General features: G+C 40.4%; 18 protein-coding genes, 1 tRNA gene and 1 rRNA gene (1 of these 20 running past the window's edge). 17 read left to right on the forward strand and 3 right to left on the reverse strand.

From position 1 onward, the window contains the following. Nucleotides 1–9 precede the first annotated feature (9 nt). Entirely contained in the window at nt 10–762 is a 753-nt protein-coding gene (locus tag IGI38_RS04515) for a threonine/serine exporter family protein (RefSeq protein WP_438727236.1), read from the reverse strand. A gap of 393 nt (nt 763–1155) precedes the next feature. Between IGI38_RS04515 and IGI38_RS04520 the strand changes: the two genes are divergently transcribed. The 7 genes from IGI38_RS04520 (at nt 1156) to IGI38_RS04550 (ending at nt 5255) form a co-directional block, all read left to right on the forward strand. After that, entirely contained in the window at nt 1156–1728 is a 573-nt protein-coding gene (locus tag IGI38_RS04520; protein WP_010746292.1) for a TetR/AcrR family transcriptional regulator, read from the forward strand. A gap of 41 nt (nt 1729–1769) precedes the next feature. Beyond that, nucleotides 1770–1857: transfer RNA gene (locus IGI38_RS04525), tRNA-Ser, on the forward strand. Between the two features lie 173 nt (nt 1858–2030). Then, nucleotides 2031–2258 (forward strand): hypothetical protein, encoded by a 228-nt coding sequence (locus tag IGI38_RS04530; RefSeq protein WP_438727239.1) that lies wholly within the window; start codon nt 2031–2033, stop codon nt 2256–2258. 337 nt (nt 2259–2595) lie between these two features. Beyond that, complete coding sequence (locus IGI38_RS04535; RefSeq protein ID WP_438727242.1) at nt 2596–2979, forward strand: hypothetical protein; 384 nt, start codon at nt 2596–2598, stop codon at nt 2977–2979. Nucleotides 2980–3033: 54 nt separating this feature from the next. Next, nucleotides 3034–3669, forward strand: coding sequence for a DUF2922 family protein (locus tag IGI38_RS04540; protein ID WP_438727244.1), 636 nt, complete (start codon nt 3034–3036; stop codon nt 3667–3669). 216 nt (nt 3670–3885) lie between these two features. Then, a complete protein-coding gene (locus IGI38_RS04545; protein ID WP_438727247.1) occupies nt 3886–4668 on the forward strand; it encodes a hypothetical protein in 783 nt (260 codons plus the stop codon). Between the two features lie 86 nt (nt 4669–4754). Next, nucleotides 4755–5255: a flavodoxin family protein gene (locus IGI38_RS04550; protein ID WP_438727249.1), complete on the forward strand. Its 501-nt coding sequence runs from the start codon at nt 4755–4757 to the stop codon at nt 5253–5255. A 45-nt stretch (nt 5256–5300) separates the two neighbouring features. Here IGI38_RS04550 and IGI38_RS04555 read toward each other — a convergent pair whose 3' ends face one another. Further along, nucleotides 5301–6107 (reverse strand): Cof-type HAD-IIB family hydrolase, encoded by an 807-nt coding sequence (locus IGI38_RS04555; RefSeq protein WP_438727252.1) that lies wholly within the window; start codon nt 6105–6107, stop codon nt 5301–5303. Between the two features lie 293 nt (nt 6108–6400). On the opposite strand from IGI38_RS04555, the gene IGI38_RS04560 reads away from it, so the two are divergent. Next, nucleotides 6401–7603: a multidrug efflux MFS transporter gene (locus IGI38_RS04560; RefSeq protein WP_438727254.1), complete on the forward strand. Its 1203-nt coding sequence runs from the start codon at nt 6401–6403 to the stop codon at nt 7601–7603. Between the two features lie 191 nt (nt 7604–7794). On the opposite strand, the gene IGI38_RS04565 is transcribed toward IGI38_RS04560, so the two are convergent. Then, complete coding sequence (locus IGI38_RS04565; protein WP_438727258.1) at nt 7795–7974, reverse strand: YjzD family protein; 180 nt, start codon at nt 7972–7974, stop codon at nt 7795–7797. Nucleotides 7975–8185: 211 nt separating this feature from the next. Between IGI38_RS04565 and IGI38_RS04570 the strand changes: the two genes are divergently transcribed. The 9 genes from IGI38_RS04570 to IGI38_RS04610 all read left to right on the forward strand — a co-directional run. Beyond that, on the forward strand, nt 8186–11443 hold the full coding sequence (locus IGI38_RS04570) for a DNA polymerase III subunit alpha (protein WP_438727260.1): 3258 nt from the start codon (nt 8186–8188) through the stop codon (nt 11441–11443). 140 nt (nt 11444–11583) lie between these two features. Next, on the forward strand, nt 11584–12546 hold the full coding sequence (gene pfkA, locus IGI38_RS04575; protein WP_438727262.1) for a 6-phosphofructokinase: 963 nt from the start codon (nt 11584–11586) through the stop codon (nt 12544–12546). A 69-nt stretch (nt 12547–12615) separates the two neighbouring features. After that, the gene (gene pyk, locus IGI38_RS04580; protein WP_438727264.1) at nt 12616–14400 is read left to right on the forward strand and encodes a pyruvate kinase; all 1785 of its coding nucleotides are present in this window, start codon (nt 12616–12618) and stop codon (nt 14398–14400) included. Nucleotides 14401–14902: 502 nt separating this feature from the next. Then, the gene (locus tag IGI38_RS04585; RefSeq protein WP_438727267.1) at nt 14903–15454 is read left to right on the forward strand and encodes a YceD family protein; all 552 of its coding nucleotides are present in this window, start codon (nt 14903–14905) and stop codon (nt 15452–15454) included. 59 nt (nt 15455–15513) lie between these two features. Beyond that, a complete protein-coding gene (gene rpmF / locus IGI38_RS04590) occupies nt 15514–15693 on the forward strand; it encodes a 50S ribosomal protein L32 (RefSeq protein WP_438727269.1) in 180 nt (59 codons plus the stop codon). A 321-nt stretch (nt 15694–16014) separates the two neighbouring features. Continuing rightward, nucleotides 16015–17436, forward strand: coding sequence for an NADP-dependent phosphogluconate dehydrogenase (gene gndA, locus IGI38_RS04595; RefSeq protein ID WP_438727271.1), 1422 nt, complete (start codon nt 16015–16017; stop codon nt 17434–17436). Between the two features lie 107 nt (nt 17437–17543). Further along, a complete protein-coding gene (locus tag IGI38_RS04600) occupies nt 17544–18230 on the forward strand; it encodes a response regulator transcription factor (protein ID WP_010740068.1) in 687 nt (228 codons plus the stop codon). Next, nucleotides 18227–19732, forward strand: a complete 1506-nt coding sequence (locus tag IGI38_RS04605; RefSeq protein ID WP_438727274.1) for a HAMP domain-containing sensor histidine kinase — start codon at nt 18227–18229, stop codon at nt 19730–19732. Before IGI38_RS04600 ends, IGI38_RS04605 begins: the two co-directional genes overlap by 4 nt. Before the next feature lie 529 nt (nt 19733–20261). Next, nucleotides 20262–21175 (forward strand): 16S ribosomal RNA (locus IGI38_RS04610) (it continues 645 nt past the right edge of the window).

Here is a 21175-nt window from a genome sequence, read left to right on the forward strand (position 1 = left end):
TGACTTATACTAAAAGAAATTAAAAGCAACTATGATCCCGCCGCCGATCGCACCGGCGATAAACAAAGCCTCGGTCCCGCGAGCAACACCACTGATCAAATGCCCTGCCATAATATCACGAAAGGCGTTAGTGATGGCCAGGCCAGGGACTAACGGCATGATCGACCCAATGATCAAACTATTGACATCACGAGCGACAGACGATGAAACGGCTAATAAAGCCAGACAACCGATGATCAGCGCCGCCACAAAGTCATTTAGAAATTTCATATGCAACGTATTCCCAAAAAAGGTATGAACGGCAAAGCCGATCATGCCGATGATGAACGTTGGAATAAAGTCGAACCATGTACCATTCAAGATGATCATCAAGGTACTACTGACAATCCCTGCGCAGATGATCTTCCATAAATAAGGAAAGTCCGGCGTCGCATCGTCAACTTCTTCCAAATACAGATAAAAATCTGGTAAAGAAAGTTCGCCGTCAGCAAATTGTCGCGATCCCTGATTAACCGCCGTTACTTTTTCGAGATTGATCGACTGCGGTGTGATTTGAATCACTTGGCTGCTTTGTTCAGAGGGAAAGCCTACGATCAGCCCTGTAGCCGTCACATACGTTTGTATATCATCAAGCCCTGCATTGATAGCGATTCGTTTCATTGTATCTTCCACTCGATAGACCTCTGAGCCGGACTCCATCATGATTTTTCCGGCTTTCAAACAAGTATTCAAAACGAGTTGCGCATAATTTTGCTGTTCCATCAAGTTAACCACCTTTTTCTATTTCTATACTATAGTAGTGAAAATAAATAAATTAAACAAGAAAAAGAATAAGGATTGTCACTGAACCTCAGAGAAAGTATAATAAAGTAACAGCAGAATATTTTTCGGGGGACTTTGATTCTACGTTAAAGAAACAGAAAGACCCTCAAATGTATAACGGCTCTTTTGTTTTTTAATGAAATTAGTTGAAAATTCAAAAAACAATAAAACGGTTCCACTCCCTTTATAAGAAAAAAATTGAGGATATAGGCTCTATTTCGAAAAAAAAATCTGTAAATTTAGATAACATCTTACATAAGGGTTGCAAAACTAATCAGTTTTTGATTAAAATAAAATGACGGTAAAAATAATAACATTCTGGGAGGAATCAAAATGAGAAGAAAAGTTTACACAAAAGACCAGATTCTGAAGGCTGCCTATGAAGTTGTCGAAAATGAAGGTTTTTCTGGATTTACAGCACGAAACATTGCCAAAAAAATGGGAATCAGTACGCAACCGATTTATTTAGAATTTAAAAATATGAGTGATCTTAAAAACACCTTGCTAGATGAAATCTGCAATCACCTATATTACGATATTTTCCCAGAAGTTCGCACAGGTGATACGATCATCGATTTAGGCTTGAGCTACGTTTATTTTGCGAAAGAGCAAAGCAATCTTTACAATGCGTTATACGTTCAAGAGTATGGCGGCGGGAAAAAGATGCACGACTTTTCTTACAATTACTTCCATCAATTAATTGTGGAGCATCCTAAGTACAAAAACTTATCTGAAAAAAGAATCAATGCGTTGCATGTAGGGACATGGATCTGTGTAACTGGGATCGCGACATTGATGTCTTCAGGGATCATCGAGCCGACTCAAGATGAGATCGTTCATTTGATGAACCGTACAATCACGAATATTTTGGAAGAAGAAGATACTTCCGTATTAGATACATTATAAAATCTTGACATTTAAACGAAAAAAGGTAAGATAAATGGTGCGGAAGGTTGGCAGAGTGGTAATGCACCGGACTCGAAATCCGGCGAGCCGCAGTAATGTGGTGCACGGGTTCAAATCCCGTACCTTCCTTACCATTATAGGGGCTATAAACATGGATGCAGAGTAATCTGCTGATGTTTATAGCCTTTTTTACATTTAGAGCAAGCCTATTTTGTTCAAAACAAGTTCTTTAAGGTCTTACCAGAACGTTTTATCGCTGTTTTTGCTATAATGATCAGAGAAAGTATAAGGAGTGGATAAGGATGGAAGAGACTGTATTCTTTAACTTAGGTAATGCGATCGCCGCTAAACGAGATCCGAAAGAATTGATCAAGGAAGCACAGATCGTCAAGGACAATCGTGATCCGCTTGGAAAATTGGTAATTGTGGAAGGCGAAGGCAAAGAATCGCTTATTTTGTTTGATTTGGCCGATCAAGAAGAACCTTCAGAAAAAACTGAGCCCTTCAAAGTCAAAAAAATAATTGAATAATTGTGAAATCCTTCGTTGATTGAACGGAGGATTTTTTATTGAGCTACCTGGTTGAAAATCGTCAATTAAACAGAAAAAGTAAAGCTATTTTTTGTTTATTTGCTGTTTTTTTAAAGTAGATAAAAATTATTTTATGTTTATTCAGGCTTTATTAACAAAGAACAATTACTATTGTTTAATTATTTTAAAAAAGCTGAACTAGAATTTTTGAATCCGCTGGTTTATGTTTGTTTTGTGGTGTTGCGAGGATGGGTTAAAAAAGAATTCTGTTTCGTGTTTTTCAGGGTCGGTAAAACACAATTTTATATAGAAATTATTTTAAAGAGGAGAGACATTTATGGAAGAGTATGGGTTAAGCCGTCAGCAAATCTTTTCATTAAAGCGCAAGACTTTAGAAAAGAGAATAAAAAATTTCTATCGAGAAACAAATGACGGCAATAGCGCGATCGAAATGTTGGTAGCGCTTCAAGTGCGAGAAGAACTCTGTCAAGAGGATTTTTCATTTATGTTGGCCGAATTGGTCCACTACATTTTTCTAAAAACCAGATCTAATTCAACGCTACGTCGTTTTTATACTTTCTTTGCGGAATATTTCGAGAAGAAAGAATGGCGTCTGCTGCAGATCAAACTATTTCCAGCGAAAACTTATATAGCTGAAAAGCTTAAATCATTATATACGCAATTTATTAAAGAGCCTTTGGCAGGATTAGTCGGTTCGTGACGATGATCGGCAACTGTGAAATGACAAGAGTAGGAATATGAAGGGACTGAAAAAATGACTACATTGGATGCAGAATTTGAGAAGAGCAACGGAAGAAAACATCATTTACGCTTGAAGGATGTTGATACAAGTAAAACTGGAGATCAGATCAGAGCTTCCTTAGAGAAAATGACAAAATTGAGTCTGTTTGAGAAAAATGGGGTCGGTCTATTCAAAAAAGTAAAGCATGCTAAATTCATTAACAAGATTGAGACGGCGATTTATGATCGAGCGGATGAAATAAATGAGCAGAATTCTGTTGAACCGATAGCACCAGTACAAGAGAACATAATTTCCCAAATAGAAGAACCCGCGGAAATACCAACAGACATTGAAAAGGTTCAGATACCAGAAGATTTATCGATTGAGGAAGAAAGACCTGAGCCAGGTTTATTAATCCAAAGAATCAAATTTCCAAAGAGCATCAATCCGTTAGAGCTGAATGAGAGCCAAGCATTGGATGTGATTGCAGCCTGCATGTCAGATAGGTATACATTGGCGAATATTCAAATTGATGATCGAGAAAGCCCTGTAACGCTCATTTTGACTGAGAAATTGAAGTCAGGCGAGCCTGAAATCCCTGAAATTACAGCTTCTTCACCTAGAAAGAAACGCAAACGATTGATAAATCGTATCAGAAAGCGGGAGTAGCCGACAGATCCGTCATATTGAGACGAATCAACGAGGGAATATTCTCACTTGAAATGCAGCTGGTGAATCAATGGCCTATTTGTTATGGAGTGGATTGTCCTTTGGCTTTTGAAACCTACTATTTAAGATTCTGAAAATTTAATTAGGCGAGACATATTAGTCGACTCTCAAACATTTTTTCTATAAGCTTAAGAAAAAAGATTTGAGGGAAAAGCTATGATTGAATTAGCGGTTGAAATACATGAGACGCTAACAAAAGTCCAATTTGAAGAGCAAGGTGCGATGGTGATTTATCGCGAATTTAAAAAGCTGCCGAAATTTACTGATGAGAGCTTATTGCTGTATTTCAAAGGGCGTGAAGCACAGGCGATTGATTATGGGCAGAAAATTAATAAAAAAATGTTGCAGGAAGCGGATAGCTTAGTCACGATCAAGGTGCCTTGGGATATCGAAAGTCGTGATTTAGCGCAGCAAATGCTGACTGCTTGGCAAGAGAGTTCGCTGAAAACAACGGGCTTATTTGAGATGCAAAAAATTGCTCCAAATCATTTTTCAATAGTAGTGAATTATCAAAAGGAATTGTTTGAAATTCTGGCTACCTTCGGCTTTCAGAATGAAAAAGTTAAGGTTAAACCAGCTAAGGCGCAGCACCGCTGGAATAAAAAAGTCAGCGAAATCCCATTTTATATTGACTATAATGATTCAAAAGGAGAAGTAGTCTGGCGTAAGCGGAATGAAATGGTATTGAAAGCTGGCGCAAAATTGAAACAAGAAATGCCGTTGAACAAAGATGGGTCAGTTGGTTTTAGTGCGCGATTAACAGAAAAATTAAGAGCGGATTACGAGGCGAAGATTTCAGATTATACGACAACAGAAGACATCGTTTTGAAAAGTGTTAATGAGATCGGGATCTTTCTTTACTATGCAGGCACCAATGGTTGGCTGGTGCTGAAAGATAAAGATGGAAAAACGATTGATGAGTATACTGTAGTGAAGTAGAGGGGCTTTCGAGCGCCTCCTTTTTTTGTTGAAAACCCCTTTAATAAAGAGGTACTATCAAGGAAAAGAACAAAGGGGCGATTCGAGTGAAGTTAGCGGTCATCTATTATAGTAAAACAGGGCAGACAAAAGAAATGGCTGAGGTTATTGCGAAAGGGATGCGGAGTGTAGGCAGTGAGGTACGGATATTTTCAGTTGATGATCCGATCAGTGTGAATTATTTGAATGAGTGTACCGGGGTTCTATTAGGAACACCTACGTATATGGCAACAAGTCATTGGCGAATCACTCAGTGGTTGCTGAAGGAAAGCGGCGAAATTTCGTTGGCTGGGAAATTGGGCGGCGGCTTCGCAACGGCGCATTATGCGCAGGGGGGAAGTGACAGTGCGATCCTTTCCATGTTAGGGATGTTATTAGTAAAAGGGATGATCGTTTATTCTGGCGGTTCAGCTCATGGACAGCCCTTCATTCATCATGGCCCGGTAGCGTTAGATGCTGTTGGAAATCATTATGAAGAATCAAAACAAATGTTTGAAATTTTTGGTCAGCGCTTCGCGGAAAAAGCAAAAGAACTATTTGAAAAATAGAAAGGCTGGGGGAGAGAATCGTGATTGATTCCATCCCTCAGCTTTTTATAGGTCTAAATATTTAGTTAGATAATCGGCCATACCGTCCTCAGCATTGGTTTTTTCAGTAATATCGTTTGCGACTGATTTTAATTGGTCCGTTCCATTGGCCATCGCGACACCCCAACCAGCAAATTTCAGCATATCGACATCATTATGTTCATCACCAAACGCAAGGATATCTTCTTGCTTCATATTTAAGCTTTCAATGACTCGCTTCAAGCCATGCGCTTTTTGGATACCTTTGGCTACAACCTCCAACATTGGATTTGGTCCGCCCCAAGTATTGACTTCAACTTCGTTTCCGATTTGCTGTTTTAATTCTTCCGAAACACTGTCGACATTTTCTGGCTGACTACGTAACAAAACCGACGTTGGATTCGTTTGAAGGGTATTGATAGTCAACAGATTATCCGCCGTTGCACTATCGCTAGCAAAGAAATGCTGGTCAAAGAAATTCAGATCATCAATAAAAAAGGTTTCGCGATTTTCCGCAGCAATAAAATCTAGTTTTAAATTTTTCTTTTCTGCCATCAAGTCAAACACGATTTTCCGATTAATCAATGTTTCTTGTTCATCAGCCCATTTCTTACCAGGGAGATGAACAAGCGCACCGTTAAAATTAATCATCGGCGTTGTTAACTGCAATTCTTGATAAAAGTTCTTGCTCATGCGGTAAGGACGGCCGGTAGCGATTACGACAGAATGGCCATCTTCAATTGCACGCCGCAAAGTTCTTGCGGTTTTATCAGTAATTTTTGAATCTTGATTTAGAGTGGTTCCATCTAAATCAATAGCGATCAATTTTTTCATATAAACCCCTACTTCGTATTAATATATTTATTTTAAAAAAATAAGTTAGATTCTCAGCATATAAATCATTCCACTAATATATTGAACCTCAACGTATTGTGAAAAAAGTGGAACTGATATTCTCATTTCAATTTGTTTCAGTCTAGCATAATCATCAGAAAACGCAACTGTAGCGCCCAAAAAAGAAGAAAATATTAAAAACAATCTGGAGCCTCGGAGGGAGAAGAAAAGTTTTTTCCGGTGGACTCTGCTATAGTATAGAGATAAGAATGGCGGGGAAGAGGGAAAAGAGGATGAAGATTAATTGGCGTAGAAACTTGTTGATTTCTTGGATTGGTTGTTTCTTTACCGGTGCGAGCTTCAGCTTAGTGATGCCTTTTTTGCCAGTTTATATTGAACAGTTAGGGACGCCGAAGTCCCAGGTCGAGCTGTTCTCAGGGCTCGCGATCTCGGTAACCGCATTTTCCGCGGCGATTGTTTCGCCGCTATGGGGGAATCTTGCTGATCGAAAAGGACGCAGGCTCATGATGATCCGCGCGGCAGCTGGAATGACAGTCACGATGGGCTCGTTAGCATTTGTACCGAATGTGTATTGGTTATTGATTATGCGTTTTATGACTGGTGTTTTGTCGGGTTATATGCCCAATGCGACCGCATTGATCGCCTCGCAAGCTCCTAGGCAAAAAAGCGGCTGGGCACTGGGGACGCTGGCTACAGGCGGTGTGGCCGGGAACTTGATCGGTCCATTGTTGGGCGGAATGCTAGCTCAATGGTTTGGTTTTCGAAATGTCTTTATTATCACAGGTATTATATTATTGATTTGTACGTGTTTGACAATCTTCATGGTGAAGGAAGATTTTGAACCGATCGAAAAACAAGATGTGATTAGTATGGGAGAATTGCGTAAACGAATCAATTATATGCCGATCTTGATCGGATTATTTGTCAGCACATTGATTTTACAGGTAGGAGCGACTAGTATTAGCCCGATCTTGACACTTTATATTCGGGATCTAAGTGGGAGCAGCAACAACGCCTTATTGATCAGCGGGATCATTGTATCAATCGCGGGGGTATCAGCCATTGCCTCATCACCTACATTAGGGAAAATCGGCGATAAGATTGGCAATCACAAAGTTCTATTGGCGGGTCTTGTGTTATCGCTAGTTTGTTTTATCCCAATGGCGTTTGTTAAATCACCATTTCAACTGGGAGTACTACGCTTCTTCTTGGGCTTCTCCACTGGAGCATTGATGCCTTCCATTAATACTTTGATCAGTAAAATCAGCCCGCCGGAAGGAGTTAGCCGCATCTTTAGTTATAACCAGATGTTCAACAATTTTGGACAAGTTATTGGACCGATGCTTGGTTCGACGGTAGCTCATACAATGGGCTATCCAGCTGTTTTCCTTGTAACGAGTGCCTGTGTTTTTGGGAATATTATTTTGAGTGTGTTTAATTTCCGAAAGTTACTAGTTACTAAGACGAAGATATAAGTGAAATCGATTCGTTTAAAAGACTGCATAAGAGATGAGACAGGCAGGGTTCTTCTTTTCTTCAATAGAAATAATAATACTAACAGCTAAACATGGAAAAATTGTTTAAAGAAGCTCGTTTTTAAACGCTGCTTTCTAGCTATGAAAAAAACAAAAAACCAGTTACAATATAGTAACTGGTTTTGTTTTGTCTATGCTTTGGCCTTTTTTGGTGAAACGAAACGTGCAGCAATAAGGGCGATAACACCAACGATCAGTGAGATAATCGTAGATAATTCAAAGTTATAAGAGCCGCTTTGCAAGGCACCGCCTAGATAACAAACGGCTTGTCCAATTGCGAAAGCCCAGAAAAATGTAACTAGATATTTCATTAAGAGCACCTCTTTTCGCAGGAATTTCTAGGTTTAGTTTAGCATTTTTTTTGAAAATGTAAAGAAAAGTCTTGTGTAAGAAACCAGAAAATAGTTCGGCGGATCATTCTACTTTTTAACAGCATTATTCCGAGTAGGATGATAGATCAATAGAACATCAAATTTATTTTTCTAATGAAAAAAATCCATTAATACGAAGTAGGAGGATATTATGCATTTACCACAACTATATACAAAAACTTCCTATTCATTATTGAGAAGCACCTTGACGATCAAAGAGTATGTGGAATCAGCGAAAGAGCGGGGCTATTCCGCGATTGCGATTACTGATGAGAATGTCTTATATGGTGCGGTAGAATTTTTTCAGACTTGCCAAAAAAATCAAATGATTGGCATTATTGGTCTGGAATTAGATTTTTATCTGGAAGAAGCAACGGAAAAATTATTATTCTACGCCAAAAATGTTGCCGGGTATCAGGAATTGATGCGACTATCCAGTACTCGTATGATGGCGGAAAAACCATTCGCTTTATCGGATTATCAGTTGGATACGAAAAACCTGATTACTGTTTTACCAGTAGATGAGTTGTACGTTCCGATCGAGTCCGTTTTACCCAAAGTAACAGAACAAGTAAATGGGGAGTTTTATTTAGGTGTTTCACCAGCAACCAAAACGTCTGGATTGCCAGCGGATTTTCCTAGAATCGCTATTCACGAAGTGGCTTACTTGGATTCCACTCAGGCTTTTGCGATTAAAGTCATGAGCCACATTCAAAACGGCAGTCAATTACCTAGAGAAGAGCTGACGAATCAGCTAGGAGACAATTATTTGGCAGAGATGCAAACGTTGACTGCTGGTTTTGATGATCAGGAAGCGGTGGCGAACGCGATCAGGTTGGTAGAAGCTTGTCAATTTGACTTGCCGCTACACCAAAAATTATTGCCGCATTATCCTGTACCTACGCCACAAACGGCGGATGCCTATTTGCAGGAGCTTTGCTGGCAGAAACTGCCGGAGCGAATTGCGAATGTAACAGAAGAATATCGGCAACGTTTGACCCGTGAACTTGGCATTATCCATAACATGGGCTTCGATGATTATTTTTTGATCGTTTGGGATGTGATGGATTATGTTCATCGCAGCAAAATCGTTTCCGGTGCTGGCCGCGGATCAGCGGCGGGGTCATTGGTTGCTTACGTTTTGAGTATCACGGATGTTGATCCGATCAAGTATAATTTATTGTTTGAGCGATTTTTGAATCCTGAACGGAATAGTATGCCCGATATTGATTTGGATATCCCTGACAATCGCCGCAACCAAGTCTTGCATTATGTTCATGAAAAGTATGGACACTTCCACGTTTCTCAAATTGCCACGTTTGGTACGATGGCGGCGAAAATGGTCTTGCGGGATGTCGGCAGAGTATTTGGTTTATCTCAAAGCGAGGCGAATCGTTGGTCAAAGGCGATCCCTAATCAATTGAAGATCACGTTAAGCGAGGCCTATGATAAGTCCGAGCCGTTGAAACGATTGGTAGCCCATGATGAACGGAGTAATCTGTTGTTTCAAACCGCCTTGACTTTAGAGGGGTTGCCGAGGCACGTCTCTACTCATGCAGGCGGTGTAGTCATCAGTGATGTGGACTTGATTGGTGTTGTACCGCTGCAAAACGGTTCTGAGGACATTTTATTAACACAATTTACTATGACCGATGTTGAAACGATCGGCCTGTTAAAGATGGATTTCTTAGGACTGCGAAATCTATCGATTATTGATAATGCGCAACAAAATATTCGTCGAGTCTATCGTGAAGAGCTGGATTTGAAGAATGTACCGTTAGACGATCCTGAAACGCTGGCATTGTTTCAAAGAGGGGAAACGAGCGGGGTGTTTCAATTTGAATCTGCGGGAATCCGAAAAGTGTTGCGTAATTTGCATCCAACTTCATTCGAGGATATCGTAGCGGTTAATGCTTTGTACCGCCCAGGGCCAATGCAGATTATTGACCAATTTATTGCACGGAAAAATGGCAAGGAACAAGTCACGTACCCCGATGTTTCTGTTCAACAGATTCTGGCACCAACTTATGGGTTTATCGTGTATCAGGAACAGATTATGCAGGTGGCTGCTCAGATGGCGGGCTTCAGTTTAGGTGAAGCTGATATCTTACGTCGAGCAGTCAGCAAAAAGAAAAAGGATTTATTAGATGAAGAAAGACGTCATTTTGTCAGTGGTGCTGTTAATCGTGGACATAGTCAAAAAAGCGCCGAAGAGGTCTATGATTATATCGAACGCTTCGCCAACTATGGATTTAACCGATCTCATTCTGTAGCCTACAGCTTTGTTGGATATCAAATGGCCTATATGAAGGTTCATTATCCAGGGGCTTTTTATACGGCATTAATGCAATCGGTGCGAAACGATCCAAAAAAATTACGGGAATACATCGCCGAGGCCAATCGAGCCGGCGTAAAACTATTAGCGCCAGATATCAATCGCAGCAACTACAGTTTTACATTGGTTGAAAAAGATTTGATTCGTTTCGGTCTGGACGCTATTAAGGGAATGCGTCGTGACTTTGTCAGTGATATTTTGACTACCCGCAAAGCAGAAGGCCCCTTCAAATCTTTGGATCAATTTCTGCTGAGGATCGAGACGCGCTGGCTAAAAAATGATTATATTGCGCCATTGATCTTCATTGGGGCTTTTGATGAACTTCATCCTAATCGTCGGGAATTGGCTGACGGACTGGAAGGCAAAATTCAAAATGTCGAGTACAGCGGTGGCAGTATGTCATTGTTGGATGTGATGAGTTTGAAGGAACGTTCGTCTGAGGATTATTCATTGGCTGAGCGGTTGAATTATGAGGAACAATACCTGGGGTTATACGTCTCTGGTCATCCGACTGAGAACTTTCCGAAATTGCTGAAGCAAAAGGATCTACAACCGATTACCGAACTGTCAGTCGGCAGTCATGGAAAAATTCTCTTCTATTTAAAAGATGTTCGTGAGATTCGGACAAAAAAAGGAGAGCAGATGGCTTTCCTGACAGGGAACGACCAAAGCGGGGAAATCTCTCTAACGATCTTTCCGCAAACGTATCGTCGCTTGCGGAAAGAGATTGAGCTAGAAACGGTTTATCTGGTGCAAGGCAAAGTTGAACGCAGCCGTTATGATCAGGCAATTCAATTATTAGTTGAAGAAATGACCCCAGCTCAGAATGTCGAAGACGATATTAGTGATAAAATCTTGTATTTGCGTGTGCAGGATGAAAAAGACACGGCTGAAATCCAGCAAGGAATTGCTGAAAGACTGCAATTATCTCCAGGGAAAATCCCAGTTGTGATCTATTATGAAAAAAGCCGTCGAAAGATTGTGCTGGATAAAAAGTTTTGGATAGGGGTTAATGATACCCTCTTGAATGCTTTAAGTGACATATTAGGGGAACAAAACGTCGTAATAAGATGATTTCTTGTAAGTTTCAAAAACTTTTTTCAAAATCGAAGCTTTTCCCGTGGACATCCCAAGACTTTTGGGATGTTTTTTGGTAGAATGTACCATGAATTAAACGATGTATGTTTTTTTGAGAATACTTATGAGGTGAGAAAATGAAACGCATTGGAATTTTAACAAGTGGAGGAGACGCTCCAGGAATGAACGCTGCTGTTCGCGCGGTCGTTCGTAAAGCGATTTTTGAAGGCATGGAAGTTTATGGCATCAATTATGGTTTTGCTGGTTTAGTTGCTGGCGATATCCGTCGTTTGGATGTTGCAGATGTCGGTGACAAGATTCAACGAGGCGGAACGTTCCTATATTCAGCTCGTTACCCAGAATTTGCTACTGAAGAAGGGCAATTAAAAGGGATCGAACAATTGAAAAAATTTGGTATCGAAGGATTGGTTGTTATCGGCGGAGACGGCTCTTACCACGGCGCTCTAGCTTTGACAAAACATGGCTACCCAGCTGTAGGCATCCCTGGTACGATCGACAATGACATTCCAGGAACAGACTTCACAGTCGGTTTTGATACTGCAATCAACACAGTCTTAGAATCTGTTGACCGTATCCGTGATACAGCGACGTCACACGTTCGTACATTCGTTATCGAAGTAATGGGACGTAATGCTGGCGATATCGCTTTATGGTCTGGTGTTGCAGGTGGTGCGGATGAAATCGTCATTCCTGAACATGATTTTGACATGGAACGTATCGCGAAGAAGATCCAAGCAGGCCGCGATCGCGGGAAGAAGCATTGTTTGATCATCTTGGCTGAAGGCGTGATGGGCGGAAATGAATTCGCTGATAAATTAGCTGAATACGGCGATTTCCATACACGTGTCAGTGTATTAGGTCACGTTGTCCGCGGTGGTTCACCAAGCGCACGCGACCGTGTATTAGCTAGCAAATTTGGTTCCTATGCCGTTGACTTATTGTTAGAAGGTAAGGGCGGATTATGTATCGGAATCGAAAACAACGAAGTAATCGCATCTGACATCGTTGATACATTGGAAAACAACAAACATAAACCAGATTTATCATTATATGAATTGAATCACCAAATCTCATTTTAATCTCGTTAATAATAGTGAAGAGCTATATATTATAAACAATCAAGAAACAAGAATGGAGCGTATTACGTAATGAAAAAAACGAAGATCGTTAGTACATTAGGACCAGCAAGTAACACAGTGGAAACTATCTCTCAATTAATTGAAGCTGGGGCTAACGTGTTCCGTTTCAACTTCTCACACGGAGACCACGAAGAACAATTGTCACGTATGAACATGGTTCGTGAAGCAGTAGAAAAAACTGGTAAAGATGTCGGTATTCTTTTAGATACTAAAGGTGCGGAAATCCGTACAACTGTTCAAGATACAACAGAAGCAGATTACGGCCGTGCTGGCTATATCGAATTTAACGTAGGCGATGAAACACGTATTTCAATGGACTCAGAACACAAAGGTTCAAAAGAAAAAATCGCTGTAACGTATCCAGGATTATTCGATGATGCTCATATTGGCGGACACATCTTGTTCGATGATGGCTTGATCGACATGGAAATCGTTGGCAAAGATGACGCAAACCGTGAATTAATCATGGTCGTTAAAAACGCTGGTATGCTAGGTTCTCGTAAAGGTGTAAATGCTCCTGGTATTTCTATCAACTTGCCTGGGATCACTGAAAAAGACGCAGACGACATTCGTTTTGGTTTAGACAACGGAATTAACTTTATCGCTGCAAGTTTTGTTCGTAAAGCACAAGACGTTCTTGAAATTCGTGAAATCATTGAAGAAAAGAACATGAATCATGTTCATATCTTCCCTAAAATCGAATCACAAGAAGGAATCGATAACATCGACGAAATCATCAAAGTTTCTGATGGTATCATGATCGCTCGTGGGGATATGGGTGTTGAAATCGCGCCTGAACTAGTACCTATGGTTCAAAAACGTATCATCAAAAAATGTAACGCTGCTGGCAAACCAGTTATCACAGCGACTCAAATGTTAGAATCAATGCAAGAAAACCCACGTCCAACACGTGCGGAAGCATCTGACGTTGCCAACGCTGTATTTGATGGAACAGACGCTACAATGCTTTCTGGTGAATCTGCAAATGGTAAATACCCAGTAGAAGCTGTTGGTACAATGGCTCGTATCGACATGGAAGCTGAATCTGCATTGTCAGAATTAGGTTCATTCCAAATCAACGAATTCGACAAATCAAATGTGACTGAAACAATTGGTTTATCTGTTGCTCGCGCTGCGAAAAACTTAGGTGTTAAGACAATCGTTGCCGCAACTGAATCTGGACACACTGCACGTATGATCTCTAAATACCGTCCTGATGCAGACATCTTGGCTGTAACATTCGACGAAAATACAAAACGCAGCTTGATGGTTAACTGGGGGGTTTACCCAACTGTTGCTGAAAAACCAACAACAACAGATGAAATGTTTGACTTAGCTGCTCAAAAAGCTGTCGATTTAGGTTTCGCTAAAGAAGGCGACTTGATCTTGATCACTGCTGGTGTGCCAGTTGGCGAACGTGGAACAACCAACGTTATGAAAGTTCAAATGATCGGTTCTAAATTATTACAAGCACAAGGTATCGGCGAATCAACAGTCGTTGCTCACGCTGTTGTTGCTAAAACAGCTGAAGAAGCAATCAAAAATGCTAAAGATGGTATGGTTCTAGTTGTTCCAACAACAGACAAAGACTACATGCCTGCAATCGAAAAAGCATCTGCTTTGATCGTTGAAGATGGTGGATTGACTTCACACGCTGCAGTTGTCGGTATCGCTCAAGATATCCCAGTAGTTGTTGGCGCTAAAGACGCAACTTCAACAGTTGTTGATGGTGAATTAGTCACTGTTGACCCTCGTCGTGGTATCGTCTACCGTGGACAAACAACAGCAATCTAATTTTTAGATTGAAAAGTTTTCTGTAAAGAATTAGGGACTGCGGCATTTTATGTCACAGTCCCTTTCTATGGGGAATACAGGAGAAAGAGTTTTGTGATACTCGTATACGTGCTAGTTCATTAAATAGGTAGGATTTTTCTAACGTAAAAATTTATTTTTATTTTCGTACGCATGCCATTCTACTAATTGAATTGAAAATACGAAGTGGAATTGGCAAATATGACCGAGTTCGTGCAGCCTTTCTTGATATCTAGCTTTCTCGGCGTTGAGCGAAAAACTGAACGAGCTCACAAAGCTTTTAACAATGTCTGGCTTCCCGAACTAGATTTTTCAGCAATAAGCAAAAATATTTTGAAATTTGAAAAGCAATTTAAAAATATTTTAGTCTTATTGTTCAAAAACTAACCGAGTTCGTACAGCTTTTCAAGGTGTCAAGAAAATTTCATTGACAAAGTTTTTTTCCACCTGTATAATATCGATTGTTGCTTAGAGGTGATGAATGATGAAATGGTCGATTGGCGAATTGCGCCGCTACAAAGAAGAAGCACTAAATTTTTCAGAAACGATTGATGTGAATGACGCATTGTCAGCCCGTGATAATGAGGTCTTGTCAGTAGCTCCGGTTACTGTAGAGGGACTCTTGTCTGTTGGAAAAAATGAATATATTTTACATTATCGTTTGAAAACTATTGTAACTGTTCCTTCAGCTCGCTCCTTGGAACCAGTTGATCTTCCACTTGATCTTTCAGTGGACGAAATATTCATGACACGGGAGCAATGGTCTTCAATGGAAGAAGAACGAGACGAAGAGATCCTTGTCTTAGACAGCGATACAATCGACTTAACGGATTCTATCGAAGATAACATTTTATTAGCGATTCCGATGCAAGTCTTCTCTGAAGAAGAAATGCAAACGACTGATTTACCAAAAGGCAACGATTGGGAAGTCGTGAGCGAAGAAGACTACTTGCAGAAAAAGGAATCTGCTGAAACAATTGATCCTCGTCTTGCGAAATTGTCTGAACTGTTCAATGAATCGGAAGATGACAAGTAAGATTGGAATAAAATGTATCAGTAAATGATACTTCATTTTATAAGGAGGTGTAACACCCAATGGCAGTACCAGCTAGAAAAACATCAAAAGCTAAAAAGAACAAACGTCGTACTCACTACAAATTGACCATTAAAGGATTGAATGAATGTCCTAACTGTGGCGAAATGAAGAAGAGCCATCACGTATGTGGCAACTGCGGCCACTATGATGGAAAAGATGTTATGTCTAAAGAAGCATAAGCACTTTTTAATAGAGAAAGTCAAAACCTCAAGACTAACCATGGAGTCTTGAGGTTTTTTTCTTGGGTTAAAGAAGGGTAAGTGGATTCTAATCATGAAAGTCTGTTTGATTTCGCTCTAATATTAGAGGATTTTGACAAGATTTTGGATTAAAAACACTATTCATTTTCCATTCTCACTTTCTTAGGATATAATGAGAAACGTATTGAGTAATATGGCTATCAGATCGATCGAATGCGGTAGATTGATATGCGTGGTGAGAACCCACCTTGTTTTTCCGAGAGAAAAATAAGTACATTACTACGAACTAGGAGGATAATTATGTCAAAACAACAATTCGGCGTCGTCGGTATGGCCGTGATGGGGAAAAATCTAGCTTTGAATATCGAAAGCCGCGGCTACTCTGTGGCTTTGTATAATCGGACTGGATCAAAAACTGAAGCGGTAGTAGCAGAACATCCTGATCGCAACTTAAAGGCAACTTTTTCAATCGAGGAATTTGTTGATTCGATCGAAAAACCACGTCGTATCATGTTGATGGTGCAAGCTGGACCAGCGACAGATGCAACGATTCAATCGTTATTACCACATTTAGATAAAGGCGATATTTTGATTGATGGAGGGAATACCTTCTTTAAAGATACAATTCGTCGGAATGAAGAATTAGCCAATTCAGGAATCAATTTCATCGGAACTGGTGTATCAGGCGGTGAAAAAGGTGCGTTAGAAGGGCCTTCAATGATGCCGGGCGGACAAAAAGAGGCCTATGATTTAGTTGCTCCTATTTTTGAACAGATCGCTGCGAAAGCCGAAGATGGCGAACCATGTGTTACTTATATCGGCGCAAACGGTGCTGGGCACTACGTTAAAATGGTCCACAACGGAATCGAATACGGGGATATGCAGCTGATTGCAGAGTCTTATGACTTGATGCAGCATTTATTGGGTCTTTCAGTTGATGAAATGGCCGAGGTGTTCTCAGATTGGAACGAAGGCGAATTGGACAGCTATTTGATCGAAATCACTGCGGACATTTTGACTCGCAAAGACGACGAAGGTACAGATAAGGCTATCGTTGATGTAATCAAAGATGCTGCTGGTAATAAGGGGACAGGTAAATGGACATCACAAAGCGCTTTAGATTTAGGCGTTCCACTCCCATTGATTACGGAATCTGTATTTGCTCGTTTTATCTCTGCCTACAAAGAAGAACGCGTTGCTGCCAGCAAAGTGCTCGCTGGACCTGCTCCTTATAAATATGAGGGCGACAAGAAAGAACTAATCGAAAAAATTCGTGAAGCACTTTATTTCAGTAAAATCATGAGTTATGCTCAAGGTTTCTCTGAATTGCGTGCCGCATCAAAAGAATTTGGCTGGGACTTGCCATTTGGTGAAATCGCAAAAATCTGGCGCGCCGGATGCATCATTCGTGCTCGTTTCTTGCAAAAAATCACTGATGCCTATGATAAAGACACTGACTTAGCAAACTTGATGTTAGATGATTACTTTAAGGAAATCACTGACAAGTACCAACAAGCGGTTCGTGAAGTCGTGGCTATCGCTGTTCAAGCAGGTGTACCAGTACCAACATTCTCATCTGCTATCACTTATTACGATTCTTACCGAGCTGAACGTTTGCCAGCAAACTTGATCCAAGCACAACGTGATTATTTCGGAGCTCATACTTATGAACGTACGGATAAAGAAGGAATTTATCACTACAGCTGGTACCATGAAGAATAGCATGGGTTATTTATAACATTACTGATAACTAACTATAGCTTTTTGACAGGTTTAGCCCTATAATGATAGAGGTTTAATGAAATTCAACTTGGAAAGGACTTAAAAAAATGAGTAATATTCTGATCATTGAAGATGAGAAAAATCTAGCTCGTTTTGTCGAACTAGAATTGAAACACGAAGGCTATGATACAGAAGTTCATTATAATGGTAGAACAGGACTTGAAGCCGCTTTGGAAAGTGACTGGGACGCGATTTTACTTGACTTGATGTTACCTGAATTAAATGGATTAGAGGTTTGCCGTCGTGTTCGCCAGGTGAAAAACACACCGATCATCATGATGACAGCCCGTGACTCTGTGATTGACCGCGTATCTGGGTTGGATCACGGTGCTGATGACTATATCGTCAAACCTTTCGCGATTGAAGAATTGCTAGCACGCTTACGTGCGTTGCTTCGTCGAATCGATATTGAAGGCGATAAGAATGTTGCTAAACAAACGACGATTACTTATCGTGATTTAACGATCGAAAAAGAAAACCGTGTCGTACGTCGCGGAAATGAAATCATTGAGTTAACTAAACGTGAATACGAATTATTATTAACGCTTATGGAAAACGTCAACGTTGTTCTTGCTCGTGATGTTTTACTAAATAAAGTTTGGGGCTACGAAACAGAAGTAGAAACAAATGTTGTTGATGTGTATATTCGATACTTGCGTAATAAAATCGATGTACCTGGTGAAGACAGTTATATTCAAACTGTCCGCGGTACTGGGTACGTTATGCGCTCATGAGAAAATTTATCAAGAAACAAAGAGAACTGAAAGGGCCCTCACTCACCATTAAGTGGGCCTTTACAAGTTCTTTCTTTATATTCGTGGTATTTACGATCTTCGCAGTAATTACGTATAAGTCGTCGGTGAATCTGATCGTAACCAAAGAGAGAACGAACGTTGAACGCACGATCTCTGAGGTGACTTCTCGCTTGTCGAATGCTGATGAAGAGTTAACACTGGTAAATACTTATCGGACACTAACCGAAACAGACGGACAAGACAACGCTATGTATGACCAGAACATGACTTTAGAAGGTAATATGATGCGTATCGATGACTTTATCTCGGAATTGGGTCAGCGCCAATTATCTCTAAATATATATAATTTGGATAAAAAACTGATCTTTAAAACACAAAAGAAATATCAGCCATTAGTTCAAACTAAGCATAAAGCTCCAACTATCGTTACTGTTGATGAGAAAAACGGCTTCCTATCTGTAGAACCGATTTATTCTAAGAAGACTAGAGAGAAGGTCGGGTATGCTCAAGTATTTTATGAATTATCTGATTTTTATGAGATGCGCAGTAAGTTATTGCTGACATTGATCGTGTTAGAGATTGTTTCATTGCTATTGAGTAGTTTCTTAGGTTTCTTGTTATCTTCTTATTTCTTAAAACCTGTTAAGATTTTAAGAGATACAATGGAAATTATTAGACAGGACCCGCAGGCCGAAGTACATGTTCCTGATATTACAACTAACGATGAATTGGCTGATTTGGCGGTCATTTTTAACGATGTTATTGATCGTATTCGGATGTATATCGAACAACAAGAACAATTTGTTGAAGATGTTTCTCATGAACTGCGAACACCAGTTGCAGTTATAGAAGGGCATCTGAATATGCTGAACCGTTGGGGGAAAGATGACCCAGAGATATTAGATGAATCTATCCAGGCTAGTTTGCAAGAACTTGTTCGGATGAAGAGTCTTGTGCAAGAGATGCTTGACCTCTCTCGTGCGGAACAAGTTGATGTCTATTATGGTAACGAGACTTCTAAAGCTAAAGAAGTTACGTATCAAGTATTTAATAATTTCAAATTACTTTACCCTGAATTCACCTTTACGCTAGATGATGATCTAGATGGGGAGAAAATTTTGAAGATTTATCGCAACCATTTAGAACAAATTCTGATCATTATTTTAGATAATGCCGTGAAATATTCTACTGATCGTAAAGAAGTGCATATTTCGGTTTCTTCGACCTTGAATAAGTTTGAGATTGCGATTCAAGACTTCGGTGAAGGGATCCCGGACGAAGATATCGATAAAGTCTTCAATCGTTTTTATCGTGTAGATAAAGCACGTGCTCGTACAAAAGGTGGAAATGGGCTAGGGTTGTCGATCGCACATAAACTTCTAGAGAGCTATAAAGGGAGTATCAGCGTCGAAAGCTCAGTTGGAAAGGGCACGATTTTTAGAATTTTCATTCCAATGTTAGAAGAGAAAACAGCTGAGTAGAACTCGGCTGTTTTTTTATGCGAAAGTTACTAAAGCTTTTCGTTCAAGATAGCGTTATTTTTGTTTTAAAATCGAACGTTATTTTGGAGTTTTAAATGAACGTTCGAAAAATCAAAAAGATTGAGGAAATGTGCAAATAATAGTTGCATTACTGCTTGAAGATTGCTATATTATTAAATGTTCCCAAGAGAATAAAACATCTCAAAAAAAATTAGAAATAATTGTTGACGGATGAAAAATCTTGTGGTATTTTTATAAAGTCGCTTGAACGAGATATAAAGCAATTTTGTTTTTTTATCAAAAAGTTTTTAAATAAAAGTTATTGACTTTTAAATAGAAAGCTGTTAAGATATAAAAGTTGCTGAAACAAAGCGATAAACGATGTAGACCTTTGAAAACTGAACGAATAAAACAAACCAAATGTGTAGGGCGTTTCTTTTATAATAGAAACAAACAACATAGCAAGCAATATGCTAGCAAGTCAATTATTACAATTGAGCTTAACAGTCGCAAGACTGTTTCAAACACTTTTTATGAGAGTTTGATCCTGGCTCAGGACGAACGCTGGCGGCGTGCCTAATACATGCAAGTCGAACGCTTTTTCTTTCACCGGAGCTTGCTCCACCGAAAGAAAAGGAGTGGCGAACGGGTGAGTAACACGTGGGTAACCTGCCCATCAGAAGGGGATAACACTTGGAAACAGGTGCTAATACCGTATAACAATAGAAACCGCATGGTTTCTATTTGAAAGGCGCTTTTGCGTCACTGATGGATGGACCCGCGGTGCATTAGCTAGTTGGTGAGGTAACGGCTCACCAAGGCAACGATGCATAGCCGACCTGAGAGGGTGATCGGCCACATTGGGACTGAGACACGGCCCAAACTCCTACGGGAGGCAGCAGTAGGGAATCTTCGGCAATGGACGAAAGTCTGACCGAGCAACGCCGCGTGAGTGAAGAAGGTTTTCGGATCGTAAAACTCTGTTGTTAGAGAAGAACAAGGATGAGAGTAGAATGTTCATCCCTTGACGGTATCTAACCAGAAAGCCACGGCTAACTACGTGCCAGCAGCCGCGGTAATACGTAGGTGGCAAGCGTTGTCCGGATTTATTGGGCGTAAAGCGAGCGCAGGCGGTTTCTTAAGTCTGATGTGAAAGCCCCCGGCTCAACCGGGGAGGGTCATTGGAAACTGGGAAACTTGAGTGCAGAAGAGGAGAGTGGAATTCCATGTGTAGCGGTGAAATGCGTAGATATATGGAGGAACACCAGTGGCGAAGGCGGCTCTCTGGTCTGTAACTGACGCTGAGGCTCGAAAGCGTGGGGAGCAAACAGGATTAGATACCCTGGTAGTCCACGCCGTAAACGATGAGTGCTAAGTGTTGGAGGGTTTCCGCCCTTCAGTGCTGCAGCTAACGCATTAAGCACTCCGCCTGGGGAGTACGAC

Origin of the sequence: Enterococcus sp. AZ128 (assembly GCF_051714485.1) — a bacterium.
Taxonomy (GTDB): domain Bacteria; phylum Bacillota; class Bacilli; order Lactobacillales; family Enterococcaceae; genus Enterococcus_A.

Excerpts from the sequence above, each read along its gene's own strand:
- IGI38_RS04570 (WP_438727260.1), top strand. The coding sequence starts at position 8,186 with ATGCATTTACCACAACTATATACAAAAACTTCCTATTCATTATTGAGA.
- IGI38_RS04585 (WP_438727267.1), top strand. The coding sequence starts at position 14,903 with ATGAAATGGTCGATTGGCGAATTGCGCCGCTACAAAGAAGAAGCACTA.
- IGI38_RS04520 (WP_010746292.1), top strand. The coding sequence starts at position 1,156 with ATGAGAAGAAAAGTTTACACAAAAGACCAGATTCTGAAGGCTGCCTAT.
- IGI38_RS04540 (WP_438727244.1), top strand. The coding sequence starts at position 3,034 with ATGACTACATTGGATGCAGAATTTGAGAAGAGCAACGGAAGAAAACAT.
- IGI38_RS04515 (WP_438727236.1), bottom strand. The coding sequence starts at position 762 with ATGGAACAGCAAAATTATGCGCAACTCGTTTTGAATACTTGTTTGAAA.
- IGI38_RS04600 (WP_010740068.1), top strand. The coding sequence starts at position 17,544 with ATGAGTAATATTCTGATCATTGAAGATGAGAAAAATCTAGCTCGTTTT.
- IGI38_RS04545 (WP_438727247.1), top strand. The coding sequence starts at position 3,886 with ATGATTGAATTAGCGGTTGAAATACATGAGACGCTAACAAAAGTCCAA.
- IGI38_RS04555 (WP_438727252.1), bottom strand. The coding sequence starts at position 6,107 with ATGAAAAAATTGATCGCTATTGATTTAGATGGAACCACTCTAAATCAA.
- pfkA (WP_438727262.1), top strand. The coding sequence starts at position 11,584 with ATGAAACGCATTGGAATTTTAACAAGTGGAGGAGACGCTCCAGGAATG.
- IGI38_RS04530 (WP_438727239.1), top strand. The coding sequence starts at position 2,031 with ATGGAAGAGACTGTATTCTTTAACTTAGGTAATGCGATCGCCGCTAAA.
- rpmF (WP_438727269.1), top strand. The coding sequence starts at position 15,514 with ATGGCAGTACCAGCTAGAAAAACATCAAAAGCTAAAAAGAACAAACGT.
- IGI38_RS04560 (WP_438727254.1), top strand. The coding sequence starts at position 6,401 with ATGAAGATTAATTGGCGTAGAAACTTGTTGATTTCTTGGATTGGTTGT.
- gndA (WP_438727271.1), top strand. The coding sequence starts at position 16,015 with ATGTCAAAACAACAATTCGGCGTCGTCGGTATGGCCGTGATGGGGAAA.
- IGI38_RS04535 (WP_438727242.1), top strand. The coding sequence starts at position 2,596 with ATGGAAGAGTATGGGTTAAGCCGTCAGCAAATCTTTTCATTAAAGCGC.
- IGI38_RS04605 (WP_438727274.1), top strand. The coding sequence starts at position 18,227 with ATGAGAAAATTTATCAAGAAACAAAGAGAACTGAAAGGGCCCTCACTC.
- IGI38_RS04565 (WP_438727258.1), bottom strand. The coding sequence starts at position 7,974 with ATGAAATATCTAGTTACATTTTTCTGGGCTTTCGCAATTGGACAAGCC.
- pyk (WP_438727264.1), top strand. The coding sequence starts at position 12,616 with ATGAAAAAAACGAAGATCGTTAGTACATTAGGACCAGCAAGTAACACA.